Source organism: Altererythrobacter epoxidivorans (assembly GCF_001281485.1).
GTDB classification, from domain to species: Bacteria; Pseudomonadota; Alphaproteobacteria; order Sphingomonadales; family Sphingomonadaceae; genus Erythrobacter; species Erythrobacter epoxidivorans.
Genome location: NZ_CP012669.1, coordinates 1,633,929 through 1,650,188 on the forward strand (window position 1 = coordinate 1,633,929; position 16,260 = coordinate 1,650,188).

23 protein-coding genes are annotated in these 16,260 nt (G+C 60.6%); 12 read left to right on the forward strand and 11 right to left on the reverse strand.

Annotated features, from left to right (window positions below):
* Positions 1-4 precede the first annotated feature (4 nt).
* The 9 genes from AMC99_RS08210 to pspF form a co-directional block, all read right to left on the reverse strand.
* Positions 5-424, reverse strand: coding sequence for a PaaI family thioesterase (locus AMC99_RS08210; protein WP_338021428.1), 420 nt, complete (start codon positions 422-424; stop codon positions 5-7).
* The gene (gene infB, locus AMC99_RS08215; protein WP_061925271.1) at positions 421-2,949 is read right to left on the reverse strand and encodes a translation initiation factor IF-2; all 2,529 of its coding nucleotides are present in this window, start codon (positions 2,947-2,949) and stop codon (positions 421-423) included. Before infB ends, AMC99_RS08210 begins: the two co-directional genes overlap by 4 nt.
* A 24-nt stretch (positions 2,950-2,973) precedes the next feature.
* Positions 2,974-3,744 carry a DUF448 domain-containing protein gene (locus AMC99_RS08220; protein ID WP_061925275.1) on the reverse strand — a complete coding sequence of 257 codons (771 nt, stop codon included), beginning with the start codon at positions 3,742-3,744 and terminating at the stop codon, positions 2,974-2,976.
* Positions 3,725-5,386, reverse strand: coding sequence for a transcription termination factor NusA (gene nusA / locus AMC99_RS08225; RefSeq protein ID WP_061925278.1), 1,662 nt, complete (start codon positions 5,384-5,386; stop codon positions 3,725-3,727). The genes AMC99_RS08220 and nusA overlap by 20 nt, the downstream gene beginning before the upstream one ends.
* Positions 5,386-5,952, reverse strand: coding sequence for a ribosome maturation protein RimP (rimP, locus tag AMC99_RS08230; RefSeq protein ID WP_061925281.1), 567 nt, complete (start codon positions 5,950-5,952; stop codon positions 5,386-5,388). The genes nusA and rimP overlap by 1 nt, the downstream gene beginning before the upstream one ends.
* A gap of 183 nt (positions 5,953-6,135) precedes the next feature.
* A complete protein-coding gene (locus tag AMC99_RS08235; protein ID WP_061925284.1) occupies positions 6,136-7,281 on the reverse strand; it encodes a S8 family peptidase in 1,146 nt (381 codons plus the stop codon).
* A 256-nt stretch (positions 7,282-7,537) separates the two neighbouring features.
* Positions 7,538-9,040, reverse strand: coding sequence for a type II secretion system protein GspD (locus AMC99_RS08240; protein ID WP_198143502.1), 1,503 nt, complete (start codon positions 9,038-9,040; stop codon positions 7,538-7,540).
* A 229-nt stretch (positions 9,041-9,269) separates the two neighbouring features.
* Positions 9,270-9,563 (reverse strand): hypothetical protein, encoded by a 294-nt coding sequence (locus AMC99_RS08245; protein WP_061925290.1) that lies wholly within the window; start codon positions 9,561-9,563, stop codon positions 9,270-9,272.
* A 33-nt stretch (positions 9,564-9,596) separates the two neighbouring features.
* Complete coding sequence (gene pspF, locus AMC99_RS08250; RefSeq protein WP_061925293.1) at positions 9,597-10,622, reverse strand: phage shock protein operon transcriptional activator; 1,026 nt, start codon at positions 10,620-10,622, stop codon at positions 9,597-9,599.
* Between the two features lie 150 nt (positions 10,623-10,772).
* On the opposite strand from pspF, the gene AMC99_RS14145 reads away from it, so the two are divergent.
* The 11 genes from AMC99_RS14145 to AMC99_RS08295 are packed head-to-tail and all read left to right on the forward strand — an operon-like array spanning position 10,773 to position 14,730.
* Positions 10,773-10,925 carry a hypothetical protein gene (locus tag AMC99_RS14145; RefSeq protein ID WP_198143503.1) on the forward strand — a complete coding sequence of 51 codons (153 nt, stop codon included), beginning with the start codon at positions 10,773-10,775 and terminating at the stop codon, positions 10,923-10,925.
* Positions 10,922-11,857, forward strand: coding sequence for a phage shock protein PspA (pspA, locus tag AMC99_RS08255; protein ID WP_420805546.1), 936 nt, complete (start codon positions 10,922-10,924; stop codon positions 11,855-11,857). Before AMC99_RS14145 ends, pspA begins: the two co-directional genes overlap by 4 nt.
* A 3-nt stretch (positions 11,858-11,860) precedes the next feature.
* Positions 11,861-12,160, forward strand: a complete 300-nt coding sequence (gene pspB / locus AMC99_RS08260; RefSeq protein WP_061925295.1) for an envelope stress response membrane protein PspB — start codon at positions 11,861-11,863, stop codon at positions 12,158-12,160.
* Positions 12,157-12,537: an envelope stress response membrane protein PspC gene (pspC, locus tag AMC99_RS08265; protein WP_061925298.1), complete on the forward strand. Its 381-nt coding sequence runs from the start codon at positions 12,157-12,159 to the stop codon at positions 12,535-12,537. Before pspB ends, pspC begins: the two co-directional genes overlap by 4 nt.
* Before the next feature lie 24 nt (positions 12,538-12,561).
* Positions 12,562-12,876 carry a hypothetical protein gene (locus tag AMC99_RS08270; RefSeq protein ID WP_061925300.1) on the forward strand — a complete coding sequence of 105 codons (315 nt, stop codon included), beginning with the start codon at positions 12,562-12,564 and terminating at the stop codon, positions 12,874-12,876.
* Positions 12,876-13,178, forward strand: coding sequence for a hypothetical protein (locus tag AMC99_RS08275; RefSeq protein ID WP_061925304.1), 303 nt, complete (start codon positions 12,876-12,878; stop codon positions 13,176-13,178). The genes AMC99_RS08270 and AMC99_RS08275 overlap by 1 nt, the downstream gene beginning before the upstream one ends.
* The gene (locus AMC99_RS08280) at positions 13,175-13,456 is read left to right on the forward strand and encodes a hypothetical protein (protein ID WP_061925307.1); all 282 of its coding nucleotides are present in this window, start codon (positions 13,175-13,177) and stop codon (positions 13,454-13,456) included. Before AMC99_RS08275 ends, AMC99_RS08280 begins: the two co-directional genes overlap by 4 nt.
* A 41-nt stretch (positions 13,457-13,497) precedes the next feature.
* Complete coding sequence (locus AMC99_RS08285) at positions 13,498-13,743, forward strand: hypothetical protein (RefSeq protein WP_061925310.1); 246 nt, start codon at positions 13,498-13,500, stop codon at positions 13,741-13,743.
* The gene (locus tag AMC99_RS14150) at positions 13,740-13,916 is read left to right on the forward strand and encodes a hypothetical protein (protein ID WP_198143504.1); all 177 of its coding nucleotides are present in this window, start codon (positions 13,740-13,742) and stop codon (positions 13,914-13,916) included. Before AMC99_RS08285 ends, AMC99_RS14150 begins: the two co-directional genes overlap by 4 nt.
* A 42-nt stretch (positions 13,917-13,958) precedes the next feature.
* Positions 13,959-14,366 carry a SufE family protein gene (locus AMC99_RS08290; protein ID WP_061925313.1) on the forward strand — a complete coding sequence of 136 codons (408 nt, stop codon included), beginning with the start codon at positions 13,959-13,961 and terminating at the stop codon, positions 14,364-14,366.
* A 16-nt stretch (positions 14,367-14,382) separates the two neighbouring features.
* Positions 14,383-14,730 (forward strand): YbaN family protein, encoded by a 348-nt coding sequence (locus tag AMC99_RS08295; protein WP_061925316.1) that lies wholly within the window; start codon positions 14,383-14,385, stop codon positions 14,728-14,730.
* Here AMC99_RS08295 and AMC99_RS08300 read toward each other — a convergent pair whose 3' ends face one another.
* Positions 14,731-15,252, reverse strand: coding sequence for a sterol desaturase family protein (locus AMC99_RS08300; RefSeq protein ID WP_061925319.1), 522 nt, complete (start codon positions 15,250-15,252; stop codon positions 14,731-14,733).
* 18 nt (positions 15,253-15,270) lie between these two features.
* On the reverse strand, positions 15,271-15,681 hold the full coding sequence (locus AMC99_RS08305) for an acyl-CoA thioesterase (RefSeq protein ID WP_061925322.1): 411 nt from the start codon (positions 15,679-15,681) through the stop codon (positions 15,271-15,273).
* Between the two features lie 180 nt (positions 15,682-15,861).
* Between AMC99_RS08305 and AMC99_RS08310 the strand changes: the two genes are divergently transcribed.
* Positions 15,862-16,242 carry a hypothetical protein gene (locus tag AMC99_RS08310; protein ID WP_061925325.1) on the forward strand — a complete coding sequence of 127 codons (381 nt, stop codon included), beginning with the start codon at positions 15,862-15,864 and terminating at the stop codon, positions 16,240-16,242.
* Positions 16,243-16,260 lie beyond the last annotated feature (18 nt).

A 16,260-nucleotide genomic window follows, 5' to 3' on the forward strand; every position in this document is an offset into this window, starting at 1 on the left:
AGCGCTAGCCGGCGCCGCCCGGCCTTGGCGTCGGGATGGCAGTGCTTGTGGATCGTGCGAGAAGACGCCCTTCGAGGTCGAACAATTCGCCTTCGAGGAAGATCACCCTCTTGCCCCGCCTGATCACCCTGCCCTTGCCGATCACCGGACCGGCCATCACAGGACGCAGCAGCGTCATGGTGATGTCGAGGTTGAGCGGCGCTTCTGCGTGATCGGTCGCCCAGACATGCGCCCAGCCCATTACCTCGTCGAGAAAGCCTGCGACCAGCCCTCCCTGCACGCTTCCGCGCGGAGTAATAAAGCTGTCGGGAGCCCGAAAACGGAGCGTGATTTCCTCACGCTCCGCATCGAAACTGTCGAACTCCACACCCATCAGGTCGGCGTGGGCCGCGCCCAAGGCGTGCTTTGCTGGATCGGCGCTCACAGAGTGCGTTCACGTTCCTCGACTTCGAAGACTTCCAGCTGGTCGCCCGCCTGGATGTCGTTCGTATCGGCGAGGACCACACCGCATTCGAGACCGGCGCGGACTTCGTCCACGTCGTCCTTGAAGCGGCGCAGCGACGCGATAGTCGTGGCCGAGACAATGACGTCGTCGCGGGTGAGACGAGCGTGCAGACCCTTGCGGATGACACCCTCTTCCACCAGCAGGCCGGCTGCCTTGTCGCGCTTGCCCGAACGGAACACTTCCTTGACCGCAGCACGGCCGACAACGTTCTCGATCCGCTCCGGACCAAGCTCGCCCGCCATCTCCTTCGCGATTTCCTCGGTCAGGTGATAGATGACGTCGTAATACTTCATTTCGACGCCGTCGCGCTTCACCAGTTCGCGTGCCTTGGCATTGGGACGAACGTTGAAGCCGATAATCGGTGCGTTCGAAGCCGAGGCCAGCGACACATCGCTTTCGGTAATCGCGCCGACACCTGCGTGCAGGACACGCACCTTGATCTCGTCATTCGAGAGATTGTGAAGCGCGGTGTTGATCGCTTCGACCGAACCCTGGACGTCGGCCTTCACCACGACCGGGAATTCGATCACGTTCGAAGCGAGGTTGTTGAACATGGTGTCGAAGCTGGTCGGGGCCAGCGCGGTGCGCTTCTCGGTCGCCTTTTCCTGACGGTATTGGGCAACTTCGCGGGCGCGCTGCTCGTTTTCAACCACGGTGAGCGTATCACCGGCGCTCGGCACACCGCCGAGGCCAAGAACCTCGACCGGCATCGAAGGACCGGCTTCCTTGATCTGCTTGCCCTGGTCGTTGACGATCGCACGAACACGGCCGCTCTCGGTACCGACAACGAAGGTATCGCCGCGCTTCAAGGTGCCGCGCGTGATGAGCACGGTCGCAACCGGGCCGCGGCCCTTGTCGAGCTGCGCTTCGATCACGGTCGCCTCGGCCATACGGTCGGGGTTTGCCTTGAGTTCGAGCAGCTCTGCCTGAAGCGCGATCTTTTCGAGGAGTTCATCCAGGCCGGTCTTTTCCTTCGCGGAAATCTCCACGTCCTGCACATCGCCCGACATCTTCTCGACGATGACCTCGTGTTCGAGCAGGCGGGTGCGGATGTTGTCCGGATTGGCCTCTGGCTTGTCGACCTTGTTGATCGCCACGATCATCGGAACGCCAGCAGCCTTCGTATGATTGATGGCCTCGATCGTCTGCGGCATGATGCCATCGTCAGCTGCCACGACGAGCACGACGATATCGGTGACGTTCGCGCCGCGCTGACGCATCTCGGTAAAGGCAGCGTGGCCCGGCGTATCGAGGAAGGTGACCGTATCGCCGCCCTTCGTTTTCACCTGATAGCTGCCGATATGTTGCGTAATGCCGCCGGCTTCGCCCTTCACGACATTGGCACCGCGAAGTGCATCGAGAAGCGAGGTCTTGCCGTGATCGACGTGGCCCATGATGGTTACGACCGGCGGACGCGGCTTCAGCGTTTCTTCGGGATCCTGATCCTGCGAGGTGTCGATATCGACATCGCTTTCGGAAACGCGGGTGACGTTGTGTCCGAACTGATCGACCAGCAGCTCGGCCGTATCCTGGTCGATCGTCTGGTTGACGGTCACCATCATGCCGAGATTGAACAGCTCCTTCACCAGGTCGGCACCCTTTTCCGCCATGCGGTTGGCGAGTTCCTGGACCGTGATCGCTTCCGGCACGACGACGTCGCGCACCTGCTTTTCACGCGGAGCGGCGGGGCCACCGTGGAGGCGGCGTTCCTTTTCACGCGCACGCTTGAGCGCTGCGAGCGAACGGGCGCGACGCCCTTCGTCCTCGTTGAGCGCCTTGGTGACCGTAAGCTTGCCAGAACGACGCTTGTCCTTCGGGTTTGCCACCGCGCCGCGAGCAGGCTTTTCTTCTTTTTTCTTCTTGTCCGGACGCTTCGGCTCGGGACGTGCGACAGGCGTGAACTTGCGCGGGCTGGGCGCAGCCTTGCCCGATCCGTCGTCAGCTTCCGATTCGTCGCTTTCAACCGGTTCCTCGGCCGCAGGCGCTTCGGCAGCGGCCTTAGCTTCTTCGGCAGCGCGCTTCTCGGCTTCTTCCTCGGCCTTGCGGTTTTCTTCGGCGCGACGCTTCTCGTCTTCGGCTGCCTTCTTGGCAGCCTGATCATCGCGCTTGCGCGCTTCTTCTGCCAGACGCAGGCGCTCTTCTTCGGCCTCGCGCTGCAAACGCGCGACGCGTTCCTGCGGGGTTTCGGAAGGAGCTGCCGGTTTCTTCGGCGGCGCAGCCTTCTTCGGCGCTTCCTGAACGGGTTCAGGCGCGGGTGCGGGCGTCGGGGTCGGCTCCGGCGCCGGAGCGGTTTCGCCCGGCTTCAGCAGCTTGCGGCGGCGCTTGACCTCAACCGCAACCTTGTTGGTGCGGCCGTGGCTGAAGGTCTGCTTGACCTCTCCAGCATCGACCGACCTCTTCAGGCCAAGCGGTTTACGGGCAGGTTTGTTTTCTTCGTCGCTCATCTAGCTTGCTATTCCTTCACGCATTCAATTCGTCGTATCGGCATGCGCATCCTGCGCACAACCGTCTGATTCTTCACGGGTCTCAGTCCCGATAAACTTCTGCAGGCGTACGAGGGACGATGCCACCCGCTGTGCCGCCATGCGGCCTCCGCCCTGGCCGCTCACCCCCAGATGAACGACATTGTCGCGGCCCAATGCCACAGACAAAGCCGCACGGTCCAGTGGCAAGACGGTACCGCGCTCTCCGCTTCCTTCCGCCTCGCGACCGACACGCCAGGCCTGATCGAGCTTCTTGCGCCCATCTTCACTGGCATCGGACGCGTGCATCAGCAGCGCCACACGCCCAGCGCGGGCCTGTTCCGCAATGCGATCCGAGCCGAGCAGCAAATGCCCTGCACGCATTTCAAGGCCGAGCCGGTCGCGGAAGCTGCGAGTCAGCGCATCTTCGATCATTTGCGGCAATTGATCGGGAATCCTGAGCGGAGCCCCTTTGAATGCACGCGCCAGCGCACCCTTCAGATGGCCCTTGGCGAGCGCTTCTTCAAGTTGAGTGCGCGAAACACCGATCCAGGCACCGCGACCAGGCGCTTTCGCCCCTGGATCGGGCAGCACGTCACCGTCAGGCGAAATTGCGAGACGCATCAGCGATGCGCGCGCCGCATGATCCCCTGTCAGGATACAGCGCCGTTCGGGCTCTTTCCTGTTCGCGCAGGACTTTCCGGGCCCGGAAGTGCTCCGGGCCTCGGCATCTTCAGCGATGTCGGGCGTCAGGCGCTCATTGGGTGGAGTCCGCATCAGCGGCCTCCTGCGTTGCTGCCTCGGTGGATTCGGCGGGTGCCGCTACCTCTTCGTCGTCGAACCAGTGTGCACGGGCAGCCATGATGATCTCGTTGCCCTGCTCTTCGGAAAGACCGTATTCGCCCAGAACGCCGCCCTTGTCCTGCTCGCGCTGCGGACGACGCATCGGCGGACCATCGGCATTGCCGCGACGGCGAGGAGCTTCGCGCTTCTTCGCGATCAGTTCGTCGGTTGCGAGGTCGGCGAGATCGTCGAGCGTCTTGATCCCTGCCTTGCCGAGCGTGACAAGCATCGCTTCGGTCAGGTGCGGAATTTCCGCCAGATCATCTTCCACACCGAGTGCCTGGCGCTCTTCGCGATAGGTCGCTTCCTGGCGCTCGAGAGCTTCGATTGCACGGCTCTGCAGTTCCTCTGCCAGCTCTTCGTCGAACCCTTCGATGCTGGCGAGTTCGGCCAGTTCGACATAGGCGACTTCTTCAAGCTCGGCGAAGCCTTCGGCAACCAGGAGCTGCGACAGCGTTTCGTCGACGTCGAGTTCTTCCTCGAACATCTTCGAACGCTCGGCAAATTCCTTGCTCCGCTTCTCGCTAGCTTCTTCCTCGGTCATGATATCGATCTGGTTGCCGGTCAGCTGGCTTGCCAGACGAACGTTCTGACCGCGGCGGCCGATGGCCAGCGACAGCTGGTCGTCGGGCACGACGACTTCGATGCGGCTCTCGTCTTCATCGAGCACGACGCGGCTGACCGTTGCTGGCTGCAGCGCGTTGACGATGAAGGTCGCCTGATCGTCCGACCAGGGGATGATGTCGATCTTTTCGCCCTGCAATTCTTGGACGACCGCCTGAACGCGGCTACCCTTCATGCCGACACAGGCACCGACCGGGTCGATGCTGCTGTCGTGGCTGATCACGCCGATCTTGGCGCGGCTGCCCGGATCGCGGGCTGCGGCCTTGATCTCGATAATGCCGTCGTAGATTTCGGGCACTTCCTGCGCGAACAGCTTTTTCATGAAGTCGGGGTGCGCACGGCTGAGGAAAATCTGCGGGCCGCGGTTGTTGCGCTCGACCTTGGTAATCAGCGCGCGAACGCGTTCGCCGACACGAGCTGCCTCGCGCGGGATCTGCTGGTCACGGCGGATGACGCCTTCGGCGCGGCCGAGGTTGACGATCACATGGCCGAATTCGACCGACTTGATCACGCCGGTGATGACTTCGCCTGCGCGATCCTTGAATTCTTCGTACTGGCGCTCGCGCTCTGCATCGCGGACCTTCTGGAAGATCACCTGCTTCGCGCTCTGCGCGTCGATGCGACCGAGATCGACCGGCGGCAGCGGGTCGACGATGAAGTCGCCGATGCTGGCATCCTTCTCGAGCTTCTGCGCAGCCTTCAGGTCGATCTGCTTGAAGTAATCTTCAACCTCTTCGACGACCTCGACGACGCGCCACAAGCGAAGGTCGCCGGTCTGCGGATCGAGTTTTGCACGAATGTCGTTTTCGGCGCCGTAGCGGTTACGCGCGCTCTTCTGGATCGCCTCTTCCATCGCTTCGATGACGATCGCCTTGTCGATCATCTTTTCGGAAGCAACCGAGTTCGCAATCGCGAGCAGCTCGGCCTTGTTGGCGGAAATTGCACTGGCCATCAGTCGTCAGCCTTTTCTTCTTCGTCTTCGACTATGTCCTCGGCACCACTGGTGTCGAGAGGTTGCGTTGCAGCGATCAGTTCGTCGGTGAGGACGAGCTTGGCGCTATGAATATTGTCGAGCGGGAAGGAAACCTCCCCCGCTTTGTTATCCGCGACCGTCACGGTTTCGCCGTCGATGCCGACCAATGGCCCGCGCAGATTGCGATGACCGTCGACCTTCTCGACCAGCGAAATCTTCGCTTCGTGGCCCGCCCAGTTGGCGAAATCCTTGGGCCGGGTTAGCGGCCGGTCGATGCCTGGTGACGAGACTTCGAGGTGGTAGGCGCCCTCAATCAGCACCTCACCCGCTTCCTCCAGCGCATCGATCCGCTCGGACACGCGGCGGCTCAGGGCTGCACACTGTTCGATGATCAGCTGGCCGGTCGCCGGATCCTCCGCCATGATTTGCAGCGCCATGCCGCCATCACCAGCCTCGGACTGGACCATTTTCACGCGCACGAGATCAAATCCCAGAGCCTGAGCTTCGGGTTCGATAACTTCGTTCAATCGCGCGATATTCGCCATTCGGTCTCCATCGGATCGAGCATTGCAGAAACGGTTTTTCGTGCCGGCCCCTTTCGGCGCCAGCATCCAAACCTTGTATCGACAATGTCGGGATAAGCTGCAGATAGGCGCGAGGCGCGCCGAATGCAACGAAAAAGGGCCCGGCGTGAACCGGGCCCTTCGTTTTCGTAGCGAGGTCCAGTTTTACTGGACGACGCCAACGTAATCGGGGTTGCCGTCACGATCGCCGTTGATGCGGCCATCGGTCGGAACCGAACCGGTCGTGTGCCACAGCAGGATTCCGGCGAAGTGCGGGGTCGCCATCGAGGTACCCGAGATGGTGTTGTAACCGCTACCGGTCCAGGTCGACTTGATGCTCACACCCGGCTCGGCGAAATCGACCGGCGGGTTGCCGTAGTTTGACCAGCTCGCAAGCGTGTCGTTAATGTCGATCGCCGAAATGGTGAAGACGTTCGGACCGTTTGCACGGGCAGGCGAGTGATTGTTCGCATCGTCGCCTTCGTTACCGGCAGCAAGGGCGAAGCGGACACCGCCCGCTGCAGCATCGACTACAGCCTGGTCAAGCGACTGGCTGATACCGCCGCCAAGGCTCATGTTGGCCACGTCACCCGGCTGGCCGTAGGTCGCAACATAGTTGATGCCTGCGACAACGCCCGAGGTAGAACCCGAACCGCGACGGTCGAGCACGCGAACGGCCACGACCGGCGCACCCGGTGCTACACCGATCACGCCAATGCTGTTGTCGATCGCAGCGATCGTGCCTGCGACGTGGGTTCCGTGACCGTTTTCATCGCCCGGGCCACCGCGCGAGAGGAAGCTGGCCGAACGGGCGACATCGACGTTGAGGTCGGGATGGTCGAGCTGGATGCCGCTGTCGATGACCCATGCAGTCTTGAAGTTACCCGCACCGCCGCCACCGACACGTGCGATACCCCACGGGGTCTCCTGAGGGGGCTGCGAGCCACCGCCGCCACCGGGCTTACCCTTGCCGGCCAGACCATTGCCCTGCCACTGGATGGCGGTTACGACCTGGTCCTGCTCGCAATAGGCGATGTTCGCGTTGTTGCGCTGCATGTTCTCGACAGCCTGGGGCGCTGCGTTCACGGCGAAACCGCGAAGCACGACGTCATAAACATGCTTCACCTGTGCGGCATTGGCCTGTGCGGCGCGATTTGCCTCGGCCTTCACATTGCCGCGCGAAACAGCACCTTTCTTGAATACGCAGATGTAGCTGTTGGCGATCTTGTCGCCTGCTTTTTCTGCATGCGCCGGAGTGGCCATCGCCACCAGCGGCAGGCCAGCAGCAACAGCAAGAACCTTCAGTTTCATTGAGACCCTCCAATTATCATGATTGGCGGCTCGCCTGAGCAACGACCCGACATGCAGACTATAAGGAGGAAAATATCACTGTCGACGGGAAAACCAGTAAAGGACTGCAAAAAGTCACTAGTTTTTGAAATTACACACTAAAAAAATCAGAGTGAGGAAATCAGAGTAATAATCACTTAATATTAACCAAGTTAAGTATTTGGCTATTACTAATTATTATATTATTATTACTCACTCTTGTGTTGCCTAACGTCCCTTACTGACTGAATCGGTCCATTTCAACTTCCGATGTTTCCGAGTCCATTTCGCCGCTCTGCAATTGCTCGAAGCGGCGGTGGCGCACAATCCGCGGCGTGATGACGATGTAGAGTTCGGTCTTGGTGCTGGTCGAACGCTCGTTCCGGAAAGCCGCGCCTACCAGGGGCAGATCCCCCAGGAGCGGGATTTTCGATTTCGTGGTGAGCACGTTTTCCTGGGTCAGACCGCCGATGACGAAGGTTTCACCATCGCGCACCGAAGCACTCGTCTCAGCCTCGCGCTGGCTGATCGTCGGGTAGCCCTGGCTGAAGCCCGTAACCGAAGAGACGACGCCGTATATCTTGGACGTGATGTAGCCATCGCTGCTGACGCGCGGCGCAATCTGCAACGTCACACCCACGTTCACATATTGAACCTGCTGCGAAACGCCGTTGACGCCTGACAACTGGATCGAAGTCAGGATGGGAAGCGCATCGCCGGTAATGATTTTGGCAGTGGAACCGCTCTGCGCCGCAATCCGCGGGCGCGATACAATGCGGCCCTCGCCCTTCTGTATCTGGGCGTTGATCGCCGCCTGCAGCTGGCCCGACAATAGAATGTCGGTAAGATCGATCCCGAACGGATTGTATGATCCGCGTGTCGCCGTCCCCACGGCGATCTGGCCGTTCTGGTTGGTGAAATCGATCCCCAGATTGCGCGCGCCGCTTTCCGTCAATTCCACGAACTGGGTTTCCAGAATGACGCTGTCGACGGGCACATCGATCAGTGCGATCTGACGCTTTACCCGCTCGATCCTCTCGGGCGAGCCGGTAACCCAGATTGCATTCAATCGCCGGTCAACGGCCAGTCCGTTTCCGAAATTCTGGCCAAGCGGCTGCTCTTCCCGTTGCACCTGCTGGGGCGGACTAATGTAGTTGTTCTGCTGCGTCGCTCCGGGCGACCCGAAACCCGGTTCGCGTCGAATGAAGACATCGTTCGGCTGAATCTCGACGCCTTCAGTCAGCAGGCCGATAACCTCCGACACATCGGCATATTTGAGCATTACCAGCTCGTAAGAATCGCCGGGCTGCCATGCATCGACCGGACCGCGATTGAGCTCCTGCTGGGGGACGACATCCTCGCCTTCCGATCCGATTGGGCGGCTGCCGAGCACTTCCTCGTCGCTGACCCGCTGGACTCGCACCTGGACCGCGTTGTTGCCGACAAGCTCGCTTTTAACCGTAGCCGGCAATGCCGTATCGAAGCGAAGGATCAGGCTGCCGTCCTGACGAAAGAACTGCAGCTGGCGAACGATCCCACGGAAGCTCTGCCGGTCCTTGGTCCGCCCGGTCTTCAATGTCGTTGCCATGACCAGTTCTGGCCTGGTCGGATTGTTCTCGACGATCGCGATGCGCGGCTCTCGCGGAGAGAAGCGGAGGATGAAAGTCGCGCTTTCATCGTCCTGCGTAACGACCGTCATTTCTTCGAGAACCGACGGGACGACCTGCGCGCGTGAAGCCACGGGCGCAAGAAGCGCACCGACTACGGCCAGCACGGCCAACATTAGAATATGCAAGTGCCCGGCGACCCGGGGGCACGCATTCGACATATTGGTGATTCCAATCCCTCGGCCGGACAATAACGCGCCATCTTGTTCCCGCAAGCGCCGAAGAGCGCCCTAGACAAGATTGCTGGTGAACAAAGCGACTGCCCGCTCCATATCAACGGCAAAGCGATTGAGCTTGCCTGGTTCAGCCTTCGCAGATGCTCAGCACCTTGCCGTATGCGACCTCCAGTTCTTCCTCGAGCTCTGCATCTTCAGGATTTTCCAGGCTGCGGTCCCACAGGTCGTCGTACTCCGCCTGCGCCTCTTCACATTGCCGCATCTCCATGCGTCCTTCGCTGTCGTCAGCCTCTGCGGTTTCCGTCTCGGCGAGAACTGCAGGAGCGTTTGCGGCGATTTCATCGGCTTGCTGGCTGGCATAATGGTTGAAACCGACCGCAAGGCCGGCAACGAGCAGCATGATCAGGATGAGCACCAGCATTCGACCCGTACGCATAACCCAGTCTACCCTGTTCTATTCGCTCAGCCCGTGCTTCTTGATGCAATGGCGTAACTGATCATAGGAAAGGCCCAAAGCCTTTGCAGTCTGCCGCTGGTTCCAGCGATGCTTGCCCAAGGCATGTTCAACGATCCGCTTCTCATGGTCGTCCACTGCCGCGCGCAGATCGTCGATCTGATCGAGATCCGGCGCAACAACCGGCGCTGGAGTCGCCGTGACTTCGGCGGCATTGTTGGATTGCTTGCGGTGATTGGGCGCAAACGGCTTCCACGGGCTTTCGAACGGATCGAACTGGACATGGCCGATAGGCTGGCCGGAATCATCCCAGCGGTAGACCGCCCGCTCCACGACATTGCGAAGCTCGCGCACATTACCCGGCCATTGATGGTTTTCGAGTTCGGCCGCCACATGCGGTGCAAAACCGGGCCAATCGTGCCACGCCAGTTCGGCCGCCATCCGGCGTCCGAAATAGTCGGCCAGCACCGGGACGTCCCCTTCCCGCACCCTGAGCGGCGGCAGCGTGATGACTTCGAAACTGAGGCGATCGAGCAAGTCGGCACGAAACTCACCGCGCTCTGCCAGAGTAGGCAAATCGTCATTCGTCGCAGCAACGATGCGAACATCGACCCGGATCGGACGGGAAGCGCCAATGCGCGTAACCTCGCCATACTCGACGGCGCGAAGCAGGCGTTCCTGCGCACCCATCGACAAAGTGCCCAGTTCGTCGAGAAATAGCGTGCCTTTGTCGGCTTCCTCGAACCTTCCGGCGCGAGCCTTGGTAGCACCGGTGAATGCCCCCGCTTCGTGACCGAACAGTTCAGCTTCGATCAGCGTTTCCGGCAAGGCGGCGCAGTTCATGGTGACGAGCGGTTCGTCCCAGCGGGTGGACAGGCGATGAAGGCGCTCGGCGATCAGTTCCTTGCCCGTGCCTCGCTCTCCGATCACCAGGATCGGACGGTTCATTGGTGCGGCACGAGAGGTCCGTTCCACTGCGTCGAGAAACGCTCCGGATTGACCAATAAACTGATTTTCCCGCTCCATGCCCAATGTATAGTGATATTTCCCAAATCTTGGCAAGAAAAACCAATCACTCGAATTCGCAACTGGATAAAACCCAAGCAAATCAAGCATTTTTGAAGTTTGGCATGCCCCTTGCTGAATGATGAACACAACACAAGGGAGTTTGAGATCATGTACAACCGCCGCTTCTTCCAGACCAAGCTGGGACAGGCAGCACTCGCCAGCATCGCGGCGATGGCTGCGTTCGTGGCACTCTCGGCCCAGATGCAGGCAACCCCGGCTTATGCCGCTGTCGCCCAGCACGAAGTCGTCGAGCTGGCATGACCAAGCCTACCCCCAATACCGAACTTGGGCCGGAGAGCTCAGTCCCCCCCGAAAGCAAGACGGGTGACGCTTTTTCCAGTCCCGGCGCATCCGCTCCGGCCCAAACCCCTCCCGGCAAGCGCCTGTCGCGGCTGGATGCGGAGATCGAACGGCTGCGCCGCAGCCCGACCCCGACCCAGTCCACGCGCAGCGATGCCGAAGACGAAAAGACTGCAGACAACTTTCTCAATGGAGTAGCCTTCATGGGCATTTTCAGCCGAACCCGTGATATTATCGCCGCCAATTTCAACGACATGCTCGACAAGGCCGACGACCCGGCCAAGATGATCCGCATGATCATCCTCGAGATGGAGGAAACGCTGGTGGAAGTCCGGGCGAGCGCCGCCCGCACGATCGCGGACCAGAAGGAAATGCACCGCCATATCGTGAAGCTCGATCGTTTGCAGGCCGACTGGGGTGAAAAGGCCCAGCTTGCCCTTAGCAAGGATCGCGAAGACCTGGCGCGCGCAGCGCTGGTAGAACGGAAGAAGGCGGCCGACATGGCCGACCAGCTGAAGCAGGAAATCGCCGTGCTCGACGATGCGCTGCGAGCCTACGAAGCCGACATCCAGAAGTTGCAGAACCGCCTGCGCGAAGCTCGCAGCCGCCAGACCGCGATCGCCGCGCGCCTCGAAAGCGCCGAGAACCGCGTCAAGCTGCGCACGCTGATGAGCACCGAACGCACCGACGAGGCACTGGCCCGTTTCGACCAGCTCGAACGCCGCGTCGATTACGCCGAAGGACGCGCCGAAGCGCTGAGCATTGCCGACCAGTCGGGCAAGCCGAGCCTGGCAGACGAAATTGCCGCGCTCGAAGGCTCGGACAAGATCGATGAAGAATTGGAAGAACTGAAAAGAGCGCTGGGCAAAGGCAGCGCCGAGAAGGAGGACTAAGTCATGGGTGAAGAAGCCATTATCATCCCTATGATCGTTATCGGCCTGCCCTGGCTGATCCTGCACTACATCACGCGCTGGAAGACGGCAGCGACGATCACCACCGACGACGAAGTGCTGCTGGAAGAGCTCTACAGCCTCGCCAAACGCCTCGACGAGCGGATGGATACGGTCGAACGACTGGTTGCCTCCGACAACCCCGATTTCCAGCCGAAGCGCCTGATCGCCGATCAGGACCGCGATAACCAGCAGCTGCGCGAGCTTGAGAACCTGCTCGCAGAAAAGAAAGGAAGTGCACGATGAACAGCCCCCGCACCACGCTTTACCGCGACAAGTTCAATGCGAAGCTGCTGGGCGTCTGTTCGGGCATCGCGGACTACACCGGCGTCAACGTGATGTGGGTCCGCCTCGGCGCGATCGCACTCACAGTGATGGGCGCTGCGCCGCTGGTCATCCCGGGCTATTTCATCGCCGGCATCCTGCTGAACAAGAAGCCTTCGCACCTTTATGTCGACCAGGACGAACAGCGTTACTGGCAGCGCGTGCGGCAGAGCCCGAAACGCACCGCCCGTGAAATCCGCGCTCGGTTCCGCGACGTCGATCGCCGCCTGGCCGATGTCGAAACCTACTATGTTTCGAGCAATCCGCGCCTGAACGCCGAAATCGAACGCCTGCGCTGACATCTGGAAAGGGGGAATTGAGAAATGGGTGAATTGATTGGCCTAGCCAGCGTTACCGCACCGTTCCTGATGGTCCTGGGGATCGTCTGGATCTCCAAGCGGAGCAAGCTGGAAGAACGCCGTCTGGAAGCGACAGCGGGTGCCAGCGCCGAAAAAGCGGCGCAATACGCCAGCCAGATCCAGCGGCTCGAAGACCGCGTCCAGGTCCTGGAGCGGATCGTCACCGACCGCGGATACGATGTCGCCACGCAGATCGAGGCGCTTCGCGACACGCGCCGCGTCGACGATGAAATCGGCAGCGGCACGCCGCTCGACATCAAGCACGGGGAGCGTGTCTGATGGACGTCCTCGCCCTGATTTTCCTGTTCGTAATCGTCGCCGGTTCGATTGCGCTGTGGGCAGGACACCAGTTCCACCGCCGCGCCGTGAACCACGAGGAACGCAAGCTGGAACTGATCGCCCGCGCAGAAGAAGCGCGCAAGGGAGGCAACACAGAGGTGTTCCGCAAGCTGGAAGAACGGGTGCGCGTGCTCGAACGCATCGCAACCGACAGCAAGCAGGACCTGGCGATGCAGATCGAACAGCTGCGCGACCTTCATGAACTCGATGCGCTCGAAGCGCGACAGGAGACAACGCGGTGAGTTTCTGGACTGCCATCGTCATCATCGTCGCGATTGTCGCGGTGACCGAAGTGATCAAATCGAAACACCGCGCACAGAACGGCGTTTCGCGGGACTATCTGGGCAATGAAGAATTCGTCCGGAGAGATGATCCCGAAGCTCGCCGGGAGATCGAGGATCTGCGTGAACGGATCAAGGTGCTCGAACGCATCGCCACCGATGGTAATTCGGTCGATGCCAGGGAAACGAAGCGTATCGCCGCCGAAATCGAGGCGCTGCGCAACGAACAGGACAGCTAAGGCCGTTTTGAGAGGCCAGGGTTGAAGGAGGACATGAGGGTATGTTCGAACCGACTGTAATCATCGCCGCAGCATCGCTTGTCGGGCTTTGCGTGACTGCCATGGCACTGCTCAAGGCATGGCAGGGCTGGCTGTCGCTGAAACAGCGCGAACTCGAAAGCCAGTCACGCGACATTGAAGGCAGCGTCGGGATGACGGGCGGCGTAGGCGCCGCGCGGATCGAGATCGCGGACCTGAAAGAGCGTATCAAGAAGCTGGAAGCGATCGCGAGCGGGGTGGACCTGTGAGCGCAGCGCGCACCGATGCTGCTCGTGCCGGGATTGGCCTTGGCAGTGCGATCGCAGTCGCAATCTCGTGGAGCCTGCACAAATCGATCGTCTGGGCCGTCATCCAGGGATTTTTCGGCTGGTTCTACGTCATCTATTACGCCCTGACCCGCCCGGGCGGACTGGCAGGCTGAAACGTTGGACGCAGGGGCATAGCCCCGCTAGATGCCGCCGCCATGCGTAGTCTCGACGATATCCGTGAAGAATATGAATTCCTCGAAGGCGACGAGCGTTATCGCCTGCTGATCGAGCTGGGGCGCGAACTCGACCCCATGCCCGATGCGCTAAAGACCGATGCCACACTCGTCAGGGGCTGTTCGGCAAGCGTCTGGGTCTATCCCACGGGCGAGGCCGAAAAGCTGCACTTCCTGGCCGACAGCAATGCCGCGATCACCAAGGGTATAGTCGCGCTGGTCGTTGCCGCCGTACAGGACAAGCCCGCTGCCGAAGTCGCTGCGATGGATGTCACCGGTGCGCTCGAGCCGTTCGACCTCAAGAACCAGCTGTCATCCAACCGGACTCAGGGGGTCCCGAACATGATCTCGCTGGTCAAGGAGCACGCCGCCCGGATCGCCGGGGGCTGAAACGCGTTACCTTTCCATGCGGCCAATTTACAGCGCTCTGGGCTTTCTTGCCGTAGGACTTGGGATCATCGGCGCTTTCCTGCCGATCATGCCTACCGTGCCGTTCCTGTTGCTGGCGGTCTATTTCTTCGCCCGCAGCAATCCCGAATGGGAACAGAAGATTCTCGACCATCCGACCTGGGGACCGCAAGTTCTTGATTGGCGCGAGCGCCGCGCCATCAGTCGCCGCGCAAAGACCATGGCGATCGGCGCGATGGCGACCGGTGCGGTCGTAACCTACTTCACGCTCGGCCATCCCTGGTACTGGATTTCGGTTGCCATACTGGTGATCGCGGGAAGCTGGATCGCCACGCGCAACGAATAGTTACGCCCCGGCGCTGTCCCGCACCACGGCAATTCCGGCCTCTCGCTGACGTTTAAGTTCGGCCTTCAGCTTCACAGGGTCGCGGGCGAGGACGAAACCAAAGCTCACGCCGCCCTCTTTACCGATCGTTGCATGATGCAGCTTGTGCGCCTGCACCAGACGCTTTGCATATCCGCGCTTGGGCACCCATCGGAAATAGCGCTGATGCACCAACCCGTCGTGAACCAATGTGTAGATGATCCCGTAGAACAGAATGCCGAGGCCGATCCACGTGCCCGGCCACCAAGCAGAAGCCTCCATGATCATCGGGCTGCCCACGGCGAACATTGAAATGCTCATCGCTGCGCCGACGATGGCATAGAGGTCGTTCTTCTCCAACAGGTTGTCGTGCGGTTCGTGGTGGTCCCTGTGCCAGCCCCATCCCCAGCCGTGCATGATGTATTTGTGGCTCGCCCACGCGACCCATTCCATCGCGAACACGGTCGCGATCACAATGACAACGGGCAGAATCCAGTCGGGCATGCCGATAGGTATAGAAGATTAGTCGCGCGGGAAAAAGAAGGCGCGCATGTGATCGCCAATTCGTGCCGGTCGCAATGTCTCTGCATCGATGCAGCACCAGCTCGACTTCACCTCTGCTAGCACTTCCTCACCCCGGCTGATGACCGTGTGATAGAATGCCCGTGCACCCTGGAAATGTTCGAGCACCGTTTGGGCGATGACGTCATCTTCGAGAAACGCCGGCTTGCGATAGGTAATCTCGTGCTTCAGCGCGACCCAGGCCTTCGCTGCAACCTCTTCAGCAGGCGCCAACTTGCGCCAGTGCGCCAGGACAGCATCCTGCACCCAGTTGAGGTAACGCGCATTGTTTACATGCCCCATGAAATCGATGTCCTCGGGAAGGACCTTGATGGGGAATGCGAAGGGTTTGGCTGGCGGCACTGCTGACATGAGTGTCAGTTAGACATGGATATCTTTCGATTCAATGACTGTCACAGCTTCGGCGCGCGAAATGGCGACATTTCGTTACTTTTCGAGTGCCATCTGCGACAGACCGTATCTTCCGCGTTCATCAAATCGGCAATATTTCTGAACCAGCGGACTTTACCGCCCTGATGGAAGGAAATGACGATGAAGAAGACGACGATGTTCGGGATTCCCATTGCAGCAGCCGCACTTGCCTTGGGCGCAGCTGCGCCTGCATCTGCAGCCCGCTATGACAATGCAAAATCGCTCCGTAGCGATATCGCCCAGCTCGATCGCCAGATCGACCGCGCGCTGGTCAAGCGCCAGATTACCCGCCGTGAAGCTGTCAGGCTGGAAGCGCAGGTCGACGGCTTGCAGCGCGAATTCCGCAGCTACGCCCGTGGTGGCTTCGAGCGATGGGAGGTCCGCGCGCTCGATCGCGGCATCTCCAATGTTCGCCGCCAGCTGACGAAGGATCTCAACGATGGCGGCAATGGCAGGGACGATCGCCCGGCGAATTATCGCGACGGTTCGGGCAGGCGCTGAAGCTATAGCCTGACCAAG